Annotated in this window: 18 protein-coding genes; 11 read left to right on the top strand and 7 right to left on the bottom strand. The window is 33.4% G+C overall.

All coding sequences use genetic code 11. The annotated features are described in order from the left end of the window. Position 1: 1 nt before the first annotated feature. Positions 2-973 (bottom strand): M23 family metallopeptidase, encoded by a 972-nt coding sequence (locus KCG49_RS11910; protein ID WP_218546779.1) that lies wholly within the window; start codon positions 971-973, stop codon positions 2-4. A 129-nt stretch (positions 974-1,102) separates the two neighbouring features. Here KCG49_RS11910 and alaS point away from each other — a divergent pair, with 129 nt between their 5' ends. From alaS to KCG49_RS11945, 7 genes are all read left to right on the top strand, one after another. Then, positions 1,103-3,721 carry an alanine--tRNA ligase gene (gene alaS / locus KCG49_RS11915; protein WP_218546780.1) on the top strand — a complete coding sequence of 873 codons (2,619 nt, stop codon included), beginning with the start codon at positions 1,103-1,105 and terminating at the stop codon, positions 3,719-3,721. 40 nt (positions 3,722-3,761) lie between these two features. Further along, positions 3,762-4,712 (top strand): GSCFA domain-containing protein, encoded by a 951-nt coding sequence (locus KCG49_RS11920; RefSeq protein WP_218546781.1) that lies wholly within the window; start codon positions 3,762-3,764, stop codon positions 4,710-4,712. Positions 4,713-4,767: 55 nt separating this feature from the next. After that, the gene (locus KCG49_RS11925; RefSeq protein ID WP_218546782.1) at positions 4,768-5,478 is read left to right on the top strand and encodes a DUF6498-containing protein; all 711 of its coding nucleotides are present in this window, start codon (positions 4,768-4,770) and stop codon (positions 5,476-5,478) included. Between the two features lie 142 nt (positions 5,479-5,620). Further along, a complete protein-coding gene (locus tag KCG49_RS11930; RefSeq protein WP_218546783.1) occupies positions 5,621-6,157 on the top strand; it encodes a DUF6252 domain-containing protein in 537 nt (178 codons plus the stop codon). 11 nt (positions 6,158-6,168) lie between these two features. Further along, positions 6,169-7,245, top strand: coding sequence for a hypothetical protein (locus KCG49_RS11935; RefSeq protein WP_218546784.1), 1,077 nt, complete (start codon positions 6,169-6,171; stop codon positions 7,243-7,245). A gap of 248 nt (positions 7,246-7,493) precedes the next feature. Beyond that, positions 7,494-9,362: an ATP-binding protein gene (locus KCG49_RS11940; RefSeq protein ID WP_218546785.1), complete on the top strand. Its 1,869-nt coding sequence runs from the start codon at positions 7,494-7,496 to the stop codon at positions 9,360-9,362. 268 nt (positions 9,363-9,630) lie between these two features. Next, complete coding sequence (locus KCG49_RS11945) at positions 9,631-10,275, top strand: response regulator transcription factor (RefSeq protein WP_218546786.1); 645 nt, start codon at positions 9,631-9,633, stop codon at positions 10,273-10,275. Here KCG49_RS11945 and coaD read toward each other — a convergent pair. Together coaD and KCG49_RS11955 are read right to left on the bottom strand one after the other, a co-directional pair. After that, the gene (gene coaD / locus KCG49_RS11950; RefSeq protein WP_218546787.1) at positions 10,268-10,729 is read right to left on the bottom strand and encodes a pantetheine-phosphate adenylyltransferase; all 462 of its coding nucleotides are present in this window, start codon (positions 10,727-10,729) and stop codon (positions 10,268-10,270) included. The genes KCG49_RS11945 and coaD overlap by 8 nt on opposite strands. Positions 10,730-10,855: 126 nt before the next feature. Further along, positions 10,856-11,833 (bottom strand): D-alanine--D-alanine ligase, encoded by a 978-nt coding sequence (locus KCG49_RS11955; protein WP_218546789.1) that lies wholly within the window; start codon positions 11,831-11,833, stop codon positions 10,856-10,858. A 196-nt stretch (positions 11,834-12,029) separates the two neighbouring features. Here KCG49_RS11955 and KCG49_RS11960 point away from each other — a divergent pair, with 196 nt between their 5' ends. From KCG49_RS11960 to KCG49_RS11975, 4 genes are all read left to right on the top strand, one after another. Beyond that, positions 12,030-12,581 carry a PASTA domain-containing protein gene (locus KCG49_RS11960; RefSeq protein WP_218546791.1) on the top strand — a complete coding sequence of 184 codons (552 nt, stop codon included), beginning with the start codon at positions 12,030-12,032 and terminating at the stop codon, positions 12,579-12,581. 4 nt (positions 12,582-12,585) lie between these two features. Next, complete coding sequence (locus KCG49_RS11965; protein WP_218546793.1) at positions 12,586-13,620, top strand: RluA family pseudouridine synthase; 1,035 nt, start codon at positions 12,586-12,588, stop codon at positions 13,618-13,620. Positions 13,621-13,800: 180 nt separating this feature from the next. Further along, complete coding sequence (yaaA, locus tag KCG49_RS11970; RefSeq protein WP_218546794.1) at positions 13,801-14,559, top strand: peroxide stress protein YaaA; 759 nt, start codon at positions 13,801-13,803, stop codon at positions 14,557-14,559. A gap of 186 nt (positions 14,560-14,745) precedes the next feature. Then, positions 14,746-15,447 (top strand): uracil-DNA glycosylase family protein, encoded by a 702-nt coding sequence (locus KCG49_RS11975; RefSeq protein WP_218546797.1) that lies wholly within the window; start codon positions 14,746-14,748, stop codon positions 15,445-15,447. On the opposite strand, the gene KCG49_RS11980 is transcribed toward KCG49_RS11975, so the two are convergent. The 4 genes from KCG49_RS11980 to KCG49_RS11995 all read right to left on the bottom strand — a co-directional run bounded on the left by KCG49_RS11980 (position 15,444) and on the right by KCG49_RS11995 (position 18,116). After that, positions 15,444-15,866 (bottom strand): hypothetical protein, encoded by a 423-nt coding sequence (locus KCG49_RS11980; protein WP_218546798.1) that lies wholly within the window; start codon positions 15,864-15,866, stop codon positions 15,444-15,446. The two genes, KCG49_RS11975 and KCG49_RS11980, sit on opposite strands and share 4 nt — an antisense overlap. A gap of 75 nt (positions 15,867-15,941) precedes the next feature. Further along, positions 15,942-16,268, bottom strand: coding sequence for a hypothetical protein (locus KCG49_RS11985; RefSeq protein ID WP_256259983.1), 327 nt, complete (start codon positions 16,266-16,268; stop codon positions 15,942-15,944). 79 nt (positions 16,269-16,347) lie between these two features. Beyond that, positions 16,348-17,103 carry an SDR family oxidoreductase gene (locus KCG49_RS11990; protein ID WP_218546800.1) on the bottom strand — a complete coding sequence of 252 codons (756 nt, stop codon included), beginning with the start codon at positions 17,101-17,103 and terminating at the stop codon, positions 16,348-16,350. 89 nt (positions 17,104-17,192) lie between these two features. Further along, complete coding sequence (locus KCG49_RS11995; protein WP_218546801.1) at positions 17,193-18,116, bottom strand: helix-turn-helix domain-containing protein; 924 nt, start codon at positions 18,114-18,116, stop codon at positions 17,193-17,195. Positions 18,117-18,364 lie beyond the last annotated feature (248 nt).

Genomic DNA, 18,364 nt, shown 5'->3' on the forward strand with positions numbered 1-18,364 from the left:
GTTAATCGAGAGATTGGTTTTCTAATGACGCTTTTTTGAGCAGTATATCAAATTCTAGAGGTGATAAATTACCGTAGTAAAAATTAATAGGGTTGATACGTTCACCATCCTTAAAAATCTCGTAATGTAAATGCGGAGCTTCTGAACGCCCTGTACTACCAACATATCCAATTAAATCGCCTCGTTTTACACGCTGATTAACACGGACATTGTATTTGTACAAGTGAGCATAGAGTGACATATAGCCATAGCCATGATCGATACGTATATGTTTCCCATAACCTGATGAACTATTGTCTGCACGTTTTATTATACCATCCCCAGTAGCATAAACAGGTGTGCCGCGTGGTGCTGTAAAATCCATACCAAAATGAAATTTTCTGGCTTTTGTAAATGGATCGGTTCTGTAACCATAACCTGATGCCATTCGTGTTAGGTTTTCATTATTTACAGGTTGTATAGCAGGTATAGCTTCCAAGAATTTTTCTTTGTCTTCTGCCAATTTTGCAATTTCGTCCAAGGATTTGGATTGTACTACAATAGCTTTTTCGAGCATGTCCAAGCGCTTATTACTTTCCGCTATCAATTGCGAATTGTCAAAACCTTCAAACTTTTTGTAGCGGTTTATCCCACCAAAACCAGCACGTCGTTGCTCTTCTGGTATCGGGTTGGCTTCAAAATATAATCTGTATATGGCATTGTCGCGTTCTTCAACATTCTCTAAAGCAGCAATGGCATCGTCCATACGCTTGTTCAACAATTCGTATTGCAATTCCATATTCTGCAATTCTCTTGCTAATTGACGCTCTTTGGGAGATTCAATATAACTGCTTGCTATGGCAAAACAAAGAAAACCAAACAATGCGGCAGCTAAAAGAAAGACAGTGGCATACTTAAATGTCGTCCTTTTTTTTCGCTTTATTTTGCGGTAAGAAAGCGTTTCCGAATCGTAATAATATTTTACTTTAGCCATGTTTTAATTTATGCTATTTTTGCAGCCAAAGACTCATTAAGAGCCTTGATTTTATTTGCAAAACAACCAAAGATAAAAATTGTTTTGCAATTGTGGTAATTTAAACGGAACAAGCTATAATTTCAGTATATGACGTCTCAAGAAATTCGTACTAAATTTTTAGAATTCTTTAAAGAAAAAGAACACCTTATTGTGCCATCGGCACCAATGGTGTTAAAAGATGACCCAACCTTAATGTTTGTAAACTCTGGTATGGCACCTTTTAAAGAGTATTTTCTCGGTAATGCTGAGCCTAAAAGAAATAGAATTGCAGACTCTCAAAAATGCCTTAGAGTTTCGGGTAAGCATAATGATTTAGAAGAAGTGGGCTATGATACTTATCATCACACACTTTTTGAAATGTTGGGCAACTGGAGTTTTGGCGATTACTTTAAAAAAGAAGCTATTGCTTGGGCTTGGGAGTTGCTAACTGAAGTTTACGGTATAGATGAAGATATCTTATATGTTACTGTTTTTGAAGGCAGTGATGATGCTGACAATTTAAAAATGGATCAGGAGGCCTACGATCTATGGAAAGCGTTTATTCCAGAAGATCGTATCCTTATGGGAAATAAGAAAGATAATTTTTGGGAAATGGGAGATCAAGGGCCATGTGGACCTTGTAGCGAAATTCATGTAGACATTCGTTCTGCTGAAGAGAAAGCCAAGGTTGATGGTAAATCTCTAGTAAATATGGACCATCCTCAGGTTGTTGAAATCTGGAATTTGGTCTTTATGCAATACAACCGTAAAGCCAATGGTTCTCTTGAGAGTCTGCCAAATAAACATATTGACACCGGAATGGGCTTTGAGCGTTTATGTATGGTTCTCCAAGGTGTGCAATCTAACTATGATACGGACGTTTTTACCCCCATAATTAGAGAGATTGAAACCATTACAGACAAAGATTATGGTAAAGATGCTAAAGTAGATGTAGCGATTCGTGTAATTTCTGATCATGTTAGAGCGGTAGCATTTTCAATTGCAGATGGACAGTTGCCGAGCAATACAGGTGCTGGTTATGTCATAAGAAGAATTTTGCGTCGTGCGGTACGATACGGTTTTACGTTCTTGGATAAAAAGGAACCCTTTATATATCGCTTGGTTGATATTTTGAGTAAGAAAATGGGAACTGCTTTCCCTGAAATTAAATCCCAAAAACAGCTTATTGAAAATGTGATTAAAGAAGAGGAAACGTCTTTTTTAAGAACTTTAGAACAAGGGCTCATTTTATTAAATAAAATAGTTAAAGAAACTAAAGGAGGTATAGTAGGTGGTGAAAAAGCTTTTGAATTGTATGATACCTATGGATTTCCTAAAGATTTAACCGCTTTAATTCTATCAGAAAAGAATTTAAAATTAGACGAAAAAGGGTTTGAAGAACAACTTCAAAATCAGAAGAATCGTTCACGTAAGGCAAGTGAAATAACTACTTACGATTGGGTTGTTTTTACTGGTAAAGGTGCCAAGTATAATTTTATTGGATATAATTTATTAGAGTATGATGTTGAGTTGAGAAAATATAGAAAAGTGGTTTCTGAAAAAGATGGTGAGCTTTACCAATTAGTTTTCGTAGAGACTCCTTTTTATGCAGAAGGAGGTGGTCAAGTAGGTGATAAAGGGGTTATTCAAGCATCAGACGGTAGTACGATAAAAGTTTTGGATACTAGGAATGAAAATAATGAGATTATCCACATAACGAAAAGTTTGCCAACAAACCTTGAAGGGAAATTAAGAGCAATTGTAGATAAGGAAAGACGTCGATTAATAGAATGTAACCATACCGCAACTCATTTACTACATCAAGCATTAAGAGAGATTCTAGGAACTCACGTAGAACAAAAAGGATCACTCGTAAAACCAAGCTCATTACGTTTTGATTTTTCACATTTTTCTAAAGTTAGTAAAGAGGAATTGCAGAGAATAGAAGACTTTGTTAACGATAGAATTAAAGAAAAACTAAAACTAGAAGAGGAGACAGGATTAGAGATTGAAGATGCCCTAGAAAAAGGTGCTCTAGCATTGTTTGGTGAAAAATATGGCTTTTATGTAAGAACTATAAAATTTGGGCAATCCATTGAATTGTGTGGTGGGACTCATGTCAATAATACCGCAGATATTTGGCATTTTAAGATTACTTCAGAAAGTGCAGTTGCGGCAGGTATTCGGCGTATAGAGGCTATAACAAATGATGCGGTTAAGGATTTTTATTTTGAAAATAACAGAGCTTATTTTGAAATGAGAGATTTGCTTAATAATTCAAAAGAACCCGTAAAGGCTTTACAAAATTTACAAGCTGAAAACGCAGATTTAAAGAAACAGATAGAACAGCTTTTAAAAGATAAAGCCAAGAACATAAAAGGTGAGCTCAAGAACGAATTAACTGAAATTAATGGAGTTCAGTTTTTAGCAAAAAAGTTAGATTTAGATGCAGGTGGAATTAAGGATGTGTGTTTTGAGTTGGGAAGTCAGTTTGATAATCTTTTCTTGTTATTTGGTGCAGAAAATAATGGCAAAGCGATTTTGTCTTGCTATATATCAAAAGATTTGGTGGCTACTAAAGACTTGAATGCTGGGGCTATTGTTAGAGAACTCGGTAAGCATATTCAAGGAGGAGGAGGTGGCCAACCGTTCTTTGCTACTGCTGGAGGTAAGAATCCATCAGGAATTGAGGATGCTTTAAAGGCAGCTAAGAATTATATTGGATAGTTTTTGTCATTCTGAACTTGTTTCAAAATCTTATAAAGAAATGAAACTACAAACACAAATACCACTAAAGAAACAAGTACATAATCAAATAGATTATAGCTCTAAGGTATTTTTATTGGGCTCATGTTTTTCTGAGAATATAGGTCGTAAGTTTGAGTATTTAAAGTTTCAATCAGAAATAAATCCTTTTGGAATTTTATTTCACCCATTTGCTATTGAAAACCTTATTGTCAGAGCAATCAATAAAGGTTATTACTCTGAGGATGAACTCATTTTTCATAATGAACAATGGTGTTGTTTAGAAGCACATTCGAAGTTAAGCTCTACTTCTAAAGATGATTTATTACACCGTTTGAATGCGCAAATCGATTCAACACATCGACAAATCAAAAATTCAACTCATATCATCATTACTCTAGGCACAAGTTGGGTTTACAGATATATTACATCGGATAAAGTTGTTGCCAATTGCCACAAATTACCGCAAAAACAGTTTTTAAAAGAGTTATTATCTGTAGAGCAAATAACAGAATCGCTTGAGGCAATTATTGCTCTGGTAAGAAGTATAAATTCTAAGGTCAATTTTATATTTACAGTTTCGCCAGTACGTCATCTCAAAGATGGTTTTATCGAAAACACCCAGAGTAAGTCGCATTTAATAGCTGCAATCCATAATGTAATTGAAGTAAGAAAGCAGCGATGTTATTTTCCGTCATACGAGATTGTAATGGATGAATTGCGTGATTATCGTTTTTATGATACGGATATGATTCACCCAAATAATTTAGCTGTCGATTATATCTGGGACAAATTTAAAATGATTTGGTTAACAGACGAGACTTTAAAGACTTTAGAGCAGGTTGTGGCGATTTTGGATAAAAAAGCGCATCAGCCTTTCAATCCAAATTCTGAAGCGCATCAACAATTTCTATCACAGCTTAGATTAGAAATTGAAGCTTTACAATCTAAATTACCACATATATCGTTTTAAAAACAATACGATATTTATCGTATAGAGGTTGTTTAAAATTATAGTTTATTTGTATATGTTAAAAAGTGTTTTTTATCCAAATACATCTAATGCTTATGCTTGGGCAAATACCATATTTTTAATAGCATTTATTGCCACAGGTAAAATAGAAGCTTATGCAGTTTTGTTTGGGTACTTCTTAGAGACCATTATTATTGGGGTCGCTAATATTGTAAAGATGCTAATGTCGTATAAGGGTAATGATAACTTTAAGTCCATTGTCGGGCTAAGTATTTTTTTTGTTTTACATTACGGTGGTTTTATAGCTGTACAGTCTATTTTTCTTTTTGCTATTTTTTCTTTAAGTGGCCAAACGCTTATTTCAGAACCCTTCGATATCATAAAAAATTTCAATATAGTTTTAGAATTGGAAGGTATGTTGTTAGTTGTAATGCTTTTGATAGGGACACAACTTATAAAACTTGTATTCGATTTTATAATACCCAAGAAGTATTTAAAATTTAAGGTTACAGATATAATGTTTAAGCCTTATTTTAGGATTGTTATACAACAGTTTACGGTAATTATAGCATCGTTTTTTATACTATTTTCTGCTGCGCCCATTTTTGCGGCGATATTGCTTGTTGTACTTAGGTCTATGTTAGATTTTATATTTGTTGCTATAAAAGCAGATAGCTATATTTTAGATTTTATAACAGACAAGTTATATAATGGCAAGGGGTCTAAAGAATATTTAAAAGAAAAGATACTTCTCTTTACCGAATAACCCTTTTTCAAAGCAATTTAGACTCAATTTATAGATTTGTTTAAATGAGTTCTATTTCTAAATATACGCAATTCATCGTATGGCATACATTTATCTTTTTGTTGAGATTTGCTTCAATATTAACCAATAAACTATTTCAACAATGAAAACTTTAAAAAACGTTATATTATTAATTATGACTATGTCATTAATCACACTCACATCTTGCAAATCAGATGATGATGGTGATGGTGGTGGAAATGCAGCAGATGGTACGGTAGTCGCTTCTGTAGATGGGGATAACTTTCAGTCCTTAGATATTTCATCTTCTGCTACTTTGGCCAACAATGGACAAAATCTAATAATCATAGCGACTAACAGCGATGGGCAGGCCATCAATTTTACGATTATAGGCTATTCTGGAGAAGGAACTTATCCAATTGGTGGTGGAGCCAATATTTTCAACAGTGCATCTTATTCTGAGACAGACGTGGATATCAACAACCCGCAAAATTCAACAACTGAAATTTGGCAAGCACCTTACAATGATACACAAGTAGGTGAAATAAGTATATCCAATGAAACCGAGACGAAGGTGGTTGGCACTTTTAGCTTTACCGCTAAAAATACGGGTGGTGACCAATCGGTAAAGACTATTAGCGATGGTGCTTTTGATCTAAATAAAGATGTTATAAACTAATAATAGATATTATGCAATTACAATTTAAATATTTAGTATTTCTCGTTTTTACGTTTTCGATGTTTTTTGCTGCTTCTCAAACTTTAGGGGAAGTTAAATCAAAATTTGATAATTTAGGGATGAACCCTAAAAATAAAGCATCAAAAAGAGTATATATAAACAGCTTTAACGTCTTTGTAGAAGTTTATAGAGAAGACGTAGATTATAAGGCAAAGCGTGAGTTTAGGGGTAAAGGAAGGGGAGAAGCCAAAGCGAAAGCTGCACTAGGTTTAGTAGGTGTTGAAGGTTCGTCTTTACAAGAAAAAACTGATCAACTCTACAAAGAGTTTTTAGATGATCTAAAAGACAATGGATTTGAAATAATCGGTAATGAACTCGTAAAGAATACTAAGTACCATAGCAAATCCACTCCGTTTAAAGGTCCAATTGTCAGAGAAAGTGCAAATCCAGGGATTTTAGAAGTCATTCCATCAGATTTTAGCGGTTTTACATCACTAAAAAATGCTTCAGGTAAAAAGAGTAAAAAGTCAGGACTCTTTCCGGGAATCAAAGGCTTGGGAAAATTAGCGAAAAATACAAATATGCTATCTAAGCAATTAGATAATGCTATTGTAATAGATATTAACTTAACTTTGACCTGGAGCAAAACAGGTGGAAGTTGGCTAAAGAGTTTAGGAGGTGCCAATGCAAAAGTTGAAACATACTTAGCTTTAGGGGAAAAAACGGTTTCTGCACCAAGTAAAAATGGTAAGTCAAAGGGTAAAGAGGATTATTATATTCTTCCAAATGATTTCACGGTGGCTCAAGGTAGTGGATTAAAAAAAGTTACTTGGAAAGGGTACTTAAAAAAGCCAATACCCATTGATGGGGTATTAGATAATACAAAAGTAGAATCGAGCAATAAGGGCGATATGGCCAAAACTTACGATATTGGTAATTTATTTAGAGTAACAGAATGGAACAGTACTATATCCGAAAATGCAAAATTTGTTGAGGTAGATGGTGAAAAGTTTGCAGATGCCCTCTATATCTCTGGTAAAGCATTTATAGATGATCAACTAGACTACTTGTTTGATAAATATAAATGATAAAAAAAGTTTTAAAAACAAATTTAAAAGTCCTAAGTAATTTCAGAATTAGGTAAAATAACATATGAATAAATGTAGCATTATCTTTTATTTATAACTTTTATCGAAAAAATAAGAGATTATCATTGAAAACACCTATATTGTTTATGCTATTAATCAATTTTTTTAAGAGAGCATCAGTTATACCTTCTGTTATTAACAATAGAAGGTATCTGATGCTTTTTTTATGTTACAAGGCCAAGTGTTCAGTGTATTTCATTCTATTATTATTTTGTAGCCAATTTGCAGCATCCCAAAATGTTGATTCGCTCTTTAGTGAGATTCAAAATACCGCTAATGATTCTATAATTAGAGTTAAGGCATTAGATATCATCGATAAAATAAGTTCTGATGATGACAAGGAAAATCTAGGCAAGGCTTATTTTTATTTAGCGTATTCCTATGAAAAAGAAAATAATACCAAAGCTTTAGAATTTTATAAAAAAGCGAATTCTTACTTAGAAAAGGATACCATCTTAAAAGACAGTTATTTTTACCAAGCTAGATTACATACACTTTTTTCGGATTTCCCTGAAGCTTTAAACATAGCCCTTAAATCTCTTGAGTATAATAGGTTACATAATAATTTATCTAAAATACAAAGAGATATGTCTTTTATAGGTTACATACATGATCGTATGTACGAATTTAAGGCATCTATTGAATGGAACAGAAATTCACTTAAAATAGCTGAGAAGCTTAAGGATACAAGCGCCATGGCTAAATGTTTAGGTCGTATAGGTATTGCTTATGATGAGTTGGCAGAGAAAGACGAGTTCAACAAAAAGCTTTTTGATAGCGCTTTGTATTATAACAATAAGGCTGCAAAATATGCTGAATTATCAGGTGATTTAGGTTTTGCAAGAACAACATACTCTAATATTGGTAATAGTTACAGTAAACTCAAAAATTATAATAAAGCCGAAGAATATACTTTAAAATCCCTAGCTGTGCCAGGTTTTGAAGCGTCAAAAGGCGTAACATTAGTTAATTTAGGCAAAATTTATCTAGAAACAGGTAGGTATACAGAAGCAAAAAAAATATTGGATAGTGCCATGCAAAACACACTAAAGTATGGGACTAGAAAATATCAACTTGAAGCTTTTTATCGTCTGCATGAGTTAGATGTTAAAAAGGGAAATTATAAAAACGCATTAAAAAACTATATCGACTATAAGTCAATAGAAGATTCATTGTTAAATGAAACAAAAACAAAGCAGATTGTTGAAGTGCGAGAGCAATTTAAAACAGCAGAAAAGGAGAGAGAAATTTTAATTCAGCGTACGGAAATTGCCGAGCAAGACCTTATAATCCAACAACGCAACTACCAAATATTTGGGTTAATTGCATTGGCATTGATTTTGGGAATTATAGGTTACTTAATTTATAACCAACAAAAACTAAAAAACAAACAACTCAAAAAAGAAAGTGAGTTGAAAGATGCCTTAATTAAAATTGAAACCCAAAGCAAACTACAAGAACAACGCTTAAGAATTAGTAGAGATTTACACGATAATATCGGGGCGCAGCTCACATTTATCATTTCATCAATAGATAATCTAAAATATGGCTTTGATATAAAGGATAAAAAGTTAGAGACAAAATTAGACACTATCAGTAATTTTACTTCTGGTACTATTTACGAACTCAGAGATACCATTTGGGCCATGAATAAAAGTGCCATCACTTTTGAAGATTTACAAACCCGAATATCTAACTATATAGATAAAGCACATCTTTACGATGATGATATTGTGTTTAGTTTCACTGTCGACGATAGTGTTGACATTTCAAAAAAGTTTACTTCTGTAGAAGGAATGAATATTCATCGTGTGATACAAGAAGCCATCCATAATAGTTTAAAATATGCAAATGCTTCAAAGATAGGAGTGTATATTATAAAAAATGTATCTAACCTTATCTTTAAAATTTCCGATAATGGAAAAGGATTCGATCCAAGAACTGTTAAACGTGGAAATGGAATAGGCAATATGAAAAAACGCATAGAAAGTATTGGTGGCGAAATTCAAATTAATTCAAAAGAAAATGAAGGTACTGAGATAGTGGTTGTTATATAGATTCTTAAAAATTAATTTTAGAATTTATGAGAGTATCAATCAGGTGTTAATTGTGATTCAATATAACAGAAAAGATTTTGACAAAACTGGAGTAGAATTCGGTAAGGGTTTACAAAATATGAAAAAACGCAGTTGAAAATTAATGGAAATCTGACTGTGGAATTAGTAACAGTAAGATAACAGCCATCACTTTAAAGATTTAAAATACGACGAATTGCGTAAGCTTTCATGTTATAAAAATTTGGATATTTATTTAATATAAAAAACTATGATCACAAGAATAGCCATAGTAGATGATAATACGTTTTTAATTAAAGCGGTGGAAGAGAAGCTGTCCTTTTTTGAAGACTTGGAAGTAAGATTCACTGCGATGAATGGTGAAGATGTTCTAGGTAAGCTAAAAGAGAATAACAACATAGACTTGATTTTAATGGATATAGAAATGCCAGTAATGAATGGTATTGAAGCCACTGAGAAAGTTAAGCGAAAGTATCCTCATATAAAGATAATAATGCTTACCGTTTTTGATAATGATGAGAATATTTTCAATGCCATAAAAGCTGGCGCAGACGGTTATCTTTTAAAAGAAATCAATGCAGGCGATTTACATACGGGCATACTGGAAACCTTAAATGGAGGAGCAGCCATGAATCCTTCCATTGCACTAAAAACTTTAAAGCTACTGAGAAACCCTTTTGTTGAAGAAAAGGAAAAAGAAGAGATAAAGCTTACGAGTAGGGAAGTTGATGTTTTAGAACAATTGAGTAAAGGTCTAAGCTATAATGCCGTGGCTGAAAATCTAATCCTTTCCACAGGGACCATAAGAAAACATATAGAGAATATTTATCGCAAACTACAGGTACATAATAAACTGGAAGCCGTTCAGAAAGCGAAGCGCAATAATATTATTTAGAATTTACTCTTACGCTATTGGGTACCAGCTTGGTATAATCGCCGTGATTTCTAATCACATCTCTAACGATAGAAGATGAAATGTAAGACGTACTAGCAGCAGTTAAAAGAAACACAGTTTCAATAGGAGCCAAATCTCTATTGGTGTGGGCAATAGCTTTTTCAAACTCAAAATCTGCTGGGTTTCTTAGACCTCTCAGAATAAATTCAACACCATTTTCTTTACAAAAATCTACAGTAAGACCTTTGTAAGTCACCACTTTTACTTTAGGTTCGTCCTTAAATGCGTCTTCAATAAATTGCTGACGCTCCTCTAACGAGAACATATATTTTTTATCGGCATTGATACCAATGGCAACAATCACTTCGTCAAAAAGCTTAACACTCCGTTGAATAATATCGTAGTGTCCTAAAGTAATTGGATCAAAAGACCCTGGGAATATGGCTCGTTTCATGTTTACGTTCTACTTTTCGAGTATGCTCAAGATAGACTACAGCAGAAATCTTTTTAATTAAACTCTAGACAAAGATAAGAATTAAGAATTGAGTGAATTATTCAAAAAATCATCAATAGTGATTTATCACTCTTTAAGTGCTTCTCCAATCGCGTTATCAAACAAATCTTGCATACTAATACCAGCTTCGGCAGCTTGTTGTGGTAAAATACTTTCTTTGGTTAAGCCCGGGACGGTATTCATTTCAAGCAAATAAGGTTCATCATCTTTAAATATAAATTCACTTCGTGAAAAACCATTCATACCAAGAACTTCATATATTTTTTTGGCTTCTTTTCTAACTTTTTTGGCATAATCGTCAGAAATTCGAGCAGGAGTAATCTCCTGAGACTTTCCTTCATATTTGGCTTGGTAGTCAAAGAAATCATTTTCCGAAACAATTTCGGTAATAGGTAACACTTTAGTTTCTCCTTTATAAGAAATCACACCTACGGAAACTTCAACACCATCTAAAAATTGTTCAATGATAATTTCATTATCTTCCTTAAACGAGTGCTCAATAGCAGCTTTTAAGTCTTCCTTTTTGTACACTTTAGAAATTCCGAAACTGCTTCCAGCTTTATTGGCTTTTACAAAACATGGCAACCCAACTTTTGCTACTATGGCATTTTCGTTAATAGTGTCTCCAAAATTTAGGTAGTAACTTTGGGCAGTTTTAATACCATAAGGTTTCAGGGTAGAAAGTAAATCTCTTTTATTAAACGTTAAAGCGGCTTGATACATACTGCAACTTGTTTGCGGCATATTCAACAATTCAAAATAACCCTGCATGTAACCATCTTCTCCTGGCGAGCCATGTATGGCATTAAAAACACAGTCAAAGGTGATTTTAGTTTCATTTACTAAAACCGAAAAATCATTTTTGTCTATAGGGAACTCTTCCTTCATGTCATTTACAAATACCCATTTATCCTTAAAAATATGAATGCGATACGCGTTGTATTTATTTTTATCTAAGGTATTGTAAACCATATTGCCACTCTTTAACGAAATCTCATATTCGCTAGAATAACCACCCATGATGATGGCGATATTTTTTTTCATTTATGCAGAATTTGCTTGTGCTAAACTTGTTTTTAGTATTTTAATACCTATGCTTAGTCTTAGCATAAGATATTTATAACTTTATATCATACGTAAAAGTATCATTTATTTTCAACAATCTAAATCTTGTACGTATACGTATATTAATTTTATAACGTTAGATTATTTATTAGTTTTGTCTCACAATTATTCACCTATGAGTTTAGTAAAGTTTTTAACCAGTAAAGTATTTTTAAAGCAATTGGCATTAGCTATTGTGGCTATTGTTGTACTTAGTTTTATTATGCTAAAGTGGTTAAACATGACTACAAATCATGGCGAATTTATAGTGGTGCCAGATTTAAAAGGAAAATCTATAGAAACGGTAAAGATAGAATTGAACGATAATGATTTGGCTATGGAAATACAGGATTCAGCAAACTACAATCCCAATTATCCAAAGTATTCCGTAATAGAGCAAAGTCCTGTAGCAGGTTCGCAAGTCAAAGAAAACAGAAAGATTTACCTTATCTTAAATCCTTCGGGTTACAGAAAAGTTGAAGTACCTAATATTCTAAAACGTACATTTAGACAAGCAAAACCACAACTTCAGGCTTTGGAGTTTAAAATTGGTAATATCACATACATCGATAACATTGGTAAAGATGTTGTTTTGGGTATGAAATATAAAGACGAGACTCTAAAACCGGGAGCCATGTTACCATTAACATCTACCATAGACTTGGTTTTGGGTAACGGAAACCGTTAGTTTTATGACTCATACTGTCGACAATTATAATTCGGAGGATGAACTTTATGAGCACTATGCTTTTAAAGTCGAAAAAGGGCAACAACCACTTCGTATTGATAAATACTTAATGAATTTTGTTGAAAATGCAACACGAAACAAAATTCAACAAGCCGCAAAAGATGGCTGTATTTTTGTGAATGGCTCTACGGTAAAATCGAACTATAAAGTTAAGCCCAGTGACCAAATTACTGTAAAATTCGAGCATCCTCCACACGAAAATTTATTGGTGGCCCAAGATATACCTATCACTATTGTTTATGAAGATGAAGAAGTGCTGGTGGTGAATAAACCAGCTGGTATGGTAGTACATCCAGGTCATGGAAATTATTCAGGTACATTAATCAATGGTTTAATATTTCATTTTGAAAACTTACCTAATAATTCGAGCAATAGACCAGGCTTAGTACATCGTATTGATAAAGATACAAGTGGTTTGCTCGTGGTTGCCAAAACCGAAAAGGCTATGGCACATCTTTCTAATCAGTTTGCTGAAAAAACGAGTGCGCGCGAATATGTGGCTCTGGTTTGGGGAAATATAGATGAGGATGAGGGAACGGTTGAAGGCAACATTGGCCGTCATCCAAAAAACAGATTGCAAAACACTGTATATGCAGGAGATGAAGCTTATAAAGGAAAGCCAGCCGTTACACATTACAAAGTTATTGAGCGTTTGGGCTATGTCACTTTAGTAAGTTGCAAGCTCGAAACTGGTCGTACGCATCAAATCCGTGTGCATATGAAGCATATTGGGCATACATTGTTTAACGATGAGCGTTATGGTGGTGATAAAATTTTAAAAGGAACTACATTTACCAAATACAAGCAATTTGTAGAGAATTGTTTTAAGGTATTGCCAAGGCAAGCTTTACATGCTAAAACATTGGGTTTTGAACATCCATCTACAGGCGAATGGCTAAGCTTTTCAACGGAAATTCCAGAAGATATGCAGCAATGCATTGAAAAGTGGAGAGCTTACGCCAAGCACCAAGATTCTTAATATTTAATGAACGCCTTTGCGTTATAACAGAACAATAAGTTTATAATAGTTTCTTGCTAAATAGGTATTCATTATACCACTATCAAAATAAGTTTTCAGTTCTATTTTAAACAGTCTTCTTAAGGTTGTATTTTTGAACGTACAATTTTCCACACAAAAAAAATAAAAAGAGGCTTTTTTATGAAACTCGTATTATCACCAGCCAAATCTTTAGATTTCGAAAGCAAACTACCAACTGATAAAACCACAGAGGGTTGTTTTTTAGCTGAGGCAGAACGTTTAAATAAGTTGCTAAAAAAGAAATCCGCTAAAAGCTTATCTAAGCTCATGAAGATTTCGGATAATCTTGGGCAGCTCAATTATGAGCGCAATCAAGAATGGCAATTGCCCTTTACTAAAGATAATGCGCGCCAAGCCATATATGCATTTAGCGGCGACGTTTATAGAGGTTTGGATGCATATACGATTGATACAAAAAAGTTAAGCAAAGTAGAAGATACGGTTCGTATCATTTCAGGATTATATGGTTTACTAAAGCCATTGGATTTAGTACAGCCTTACCGCTTAGAAATGGGGACGAAAATGCCAGTGGGTAAAAACAAAAATTTATATGAATTTTGGAAGAAGAAAGTAACCCAAGCATTAAATGAAGAGTTAGAGGATGACGAACTTTTTCTGAATTTAGCAAGTAACGAGTACTTTAAGGCCATAGATACTAAAGCTCTAAAAACTCCAGTAGTTAATGTTGCTTTTAAGGAATTTAAAAATGGTGAGTATAAGATGATAGCCATTTTTGCTAAATTGGCAAGAGGACTCATGACGCGCTATATTATAGATACCGATGCAAATACTTTAGAAGATGTAAAAGGTTTTAACTATGAAGGTTACGGGTTTAGTGAAGACTTATCATCAGAAAAGGAATTGGTTTTTACACGATAGTTTTTATCTTTAGTGGGTTAACCCATCTTACATGTTACGCTACTACATAATTATCGCTTTATCACATTTACAAAAATTAGCAAATGTATCTACAGAGGTGCCATTAGTGAAATGGAATATTTGCTAAAATGAATCGTTACGGTTATGAATTATACATTTTTTTTACAGCTCTAAAGAAGTATCAATATGTTTTTCCATAATCATCCTTACGAACCCTTTATACAAAAGGATACGAAAAAACTTATTGTTGGCACATTGCCACCTCCCCGTTTTTCTACAGGAGAACTCCTAGAAAAAGATGTTGACTTTTGCTATGGTAGCTATTATAATTCATTGTGGTTATTTATAGATAAAATTCATAATCTTAAATTACGATACGATAATTCCCAAGAGGCTATTGACCAGCGCAAACAATTTTTAATAACGCATCAAATAGGAGTTTGTGATATTGTAAAAAGTGCAGAGCGTGAAAAAATAGATGCTTCCGACTTAGGTATGAAGAACATAAAATTTAGAGATGTTATTGGTTATTTGAAACAATATCCAAATATCGAAACAATTTTATTCACTGGCGGAAACAGTAAAAATGGACCAGAATATTTTTTTAGAAAACATTTAAAAGACCATAACCTTAAATTAGAATTGGTGAATAATGAAGTGCCACGAATTCACAAGTTTATGCTTTCTCACCCAGAACTTGTTTCAGGATCTCATAAAGCTAAGGTAACCAAATGCAATCGAATTATAAAAACTGTTTCCTTAACCTCAGGGTCTGGTGCGGCCAATATTTCCATTAGTAGATTGCCACTTTACAAGCAGCTAAAAGCTAAAAATCCAAACTTTAATACGTTTGATTTTAGAGTAATGCAGTATCGCGAGTTTTTCTAAAACTTGTAGCGCACATTAATTCCGAACCCATCCCATTTAAAATCTGTATCATCAATAATCCAAAAGGTAGGCCTGTAGTCTATGCCTAAAACAATGGGCACTTCTTTGAAGACGTATTCTAAGCCTATTTCACCACTGACACCCAAATTAAAATCATCCTCAATATAAGTGGATGCACCAACACCAGCGTACCAGTTGATCGCCTCTTCACCAATAGGTTTATAGATAAAATCGTAAAGTGCATCGATACCAACTCCTTCTCCAAAAGACACATTGGCGTGTATTCTACTGCCTTCAAAATCAAAAACACCATCTATGGCAACGTTATTGCCGGTGACCTCGCCAAATCTCACACCTATTTCTTGAGCGCTAATTACTGTTGTGATTAATAATGTAAACGCCAGAATTATATTTTTCATAATTTAGTCTTCAAAATTTTTTTCAAAGATAATACTAAATAGTATTTGCATTGCAATATTGAATTAGAAAATAAACTAATTTAATTTTGAAACTTGCCCTATATCCAAACGATCAAATTTTCCTTCTGAATTTTCATGAAACTTAAAGTATACTTTAAACGTTCCCCACATACCTGCATCGAAATCGCCTGTGATGCTTTTGCCATTATTCTCTACTTTATCAATAGTGAGAAATTTTTCTTTTCCTAGAGCGTGATTAAAAAAATCATGAAAGTCTTTAGGGTTACCATCATCAGTCATGGTTGGGTTACTGGTAAAATAGTTATACCAAGACCGGTCTCCAGATTGTAATGCTGCAATCGCATTTTTTACGTTGTTGTTTGTTATTACTGATAAATCCATTTTATTAGAATTAATAGAACTTGATTGCTTACAGGCAATCAAGTTCATTGTTAATAATAGTATAGATAAATACTTCATTTTACTTAGTTGTATAACCGCCATTTGCTAAGATGGTCTGCCCTGTAATCCACCAACCATCTGTAGCCAAAAAGGTTACTATTGGTACAATATCTTCAATTTTAGTAAGCCCACCTAAAGCTGAAGCAGATTTATGGTAAGCTACTGCTTCTGGGGATTCTTGTCCATAAAAGAACGGAGTATCCATTGGTCCGGGTGCTATGGCATTTACCGAAATACCTCTTTCACCAAATTCTTTGGATGCTGCTCTGGTGTAATGTTCCACAGGAGCTTTTCCGCCAGCATAAGTAGAATATAAACCAGTATATGCTCCTAATAATGAAGTAGCGATAGTCATAACTTTACCATTATCTTCTAAATGTTTTCCGGCTTCTTTAAGGAAAAAGTATGCCGACTTGCTGTTTACCGCTGACATAGTATCGAATTCTTCTTCTGTGGTTTCTGCAAATGGTTTTTTTAATACCATACCAACGGTATTAATAGCGACATCAATTCTGCCTAGTTGACTTTTTGCAGTTTCAAATAGTGATTTTACATTTTTGGCTTTAGTTAAATCACCTTGTAACACAATTGCTTTTCTTCCAGTATTCTCAATAGCTTTTACTGTTTCTTCTGCAGCTGCCTTTGTGCTATCACTGTTATAATGTACTACGACATCAGCTCCTTGTTTTGCAACTTCTCTACTAATTAAACCTCCTAGGTTTTTCGCACCACCTGCGATTAATACAACTTTGTTTTTTAAATCAATCTTTGCCATCTTTTTAGTTTTTAATTAATTATGTGACAAATTTAGAGTGGAATAGAACGTCTATTGTTGCGAATATTTTAGTCTGTTTTGCAAATTTTTTAGTTTCTGTATTTTTTTCTAAAAGCTGAAGGTGATGTTCCTGTTTGCTTCTTAAAAAAGTTACTTAAATGTGCCGTTTCAGTAAATCCAATAGCGTGTGTTATCTCTTTTATGGATTTAGAACTGTTTTTTAGTAAGGATTTTGCAAAGGAGGTGTTTCGTTCTGCAATCCAATGTGAGGGAGATTTACCAGTTTTACTTTTAATAACCTGACTAAAATAACTTGAATTTAACTGTTGCATTTTTGCAAAATCTTGTGTTTGTAGAATTATGGAGTTTTCCTTTTTAACTAAATCTCTATAATGCTTTTCTAGATGCTCTTTAAATTTTTTTACAATTTTAGATTGATTGTTGCCTTCTTCAAGTGGATAATAATTATCCCAGAATAATGCTTTTATTTTTAAAATTAAAGCCACCAATAGGCTACCGATAATTTTGTTCTTATATGTTGAGTTGTTTTTATATTCAGAAAGAATTTGCAAATAAAGCGTTTCTATTTCCTTAAACTCTTCTTTGCTTGGTTGTTGTGGTGTGACTGTTTCAGAAAGTAAGAAGGGAAACTCTCTAAAAACATCTTGGTGTATATTGGTTTTTAAAAATTGTTCACTAAAGGTTATCAAATATGCTTCATTGAGTTCGTAAAATTCAAAAGCTTTAATGTGTCCAGGGTTGGTGAAATAAATGGTGCCAGATTCATATTCAAAAGTTTGTTCGTCTGTAGTGTAATTCCCCTTGCCATTTTTAATAAATACAAAAGAATAAAAGTTAGTCCTAAAAGCTGGGGATTTATAAGGTACGGGTTTATGCTTATGAATTTCCACCAAACTGTCTATAGAGAATTCACTTTTTTGCTCAAAAGGTACTTCCAAAGCATAATATAAATCTGATACTTTTTCAAAAAAACTTATGTTATTATTATCCATTTAGACATTTTCTGATTTAGATGTTCTAAACTAAATTCGACTATTTAAACCAAAATATCAAGTAAATGGTATGCTTATCCTTTAAACATTGATCGAGTTCAGCAAATTGCTATAAAGTTGAATCGTTATGAAAAAAGTACTACAAATAGGTAATGGATTAGTGTTGGGATCTACGGTGTTTATTAATTACCCATCCACACAGCCGCAATGAACAATACGACCTTTGGCAAAATTTCAACAATGGAAGA

It is taken from the genome of Winogradskyella luteola, assembly GCF_019203985.1.
GTDB lineage: Bacteria > Bacteroidota > Bacteroidia > Flavobacteriales > Flavobacteriaceae > Winogradskyella > Winogradskyella luteola.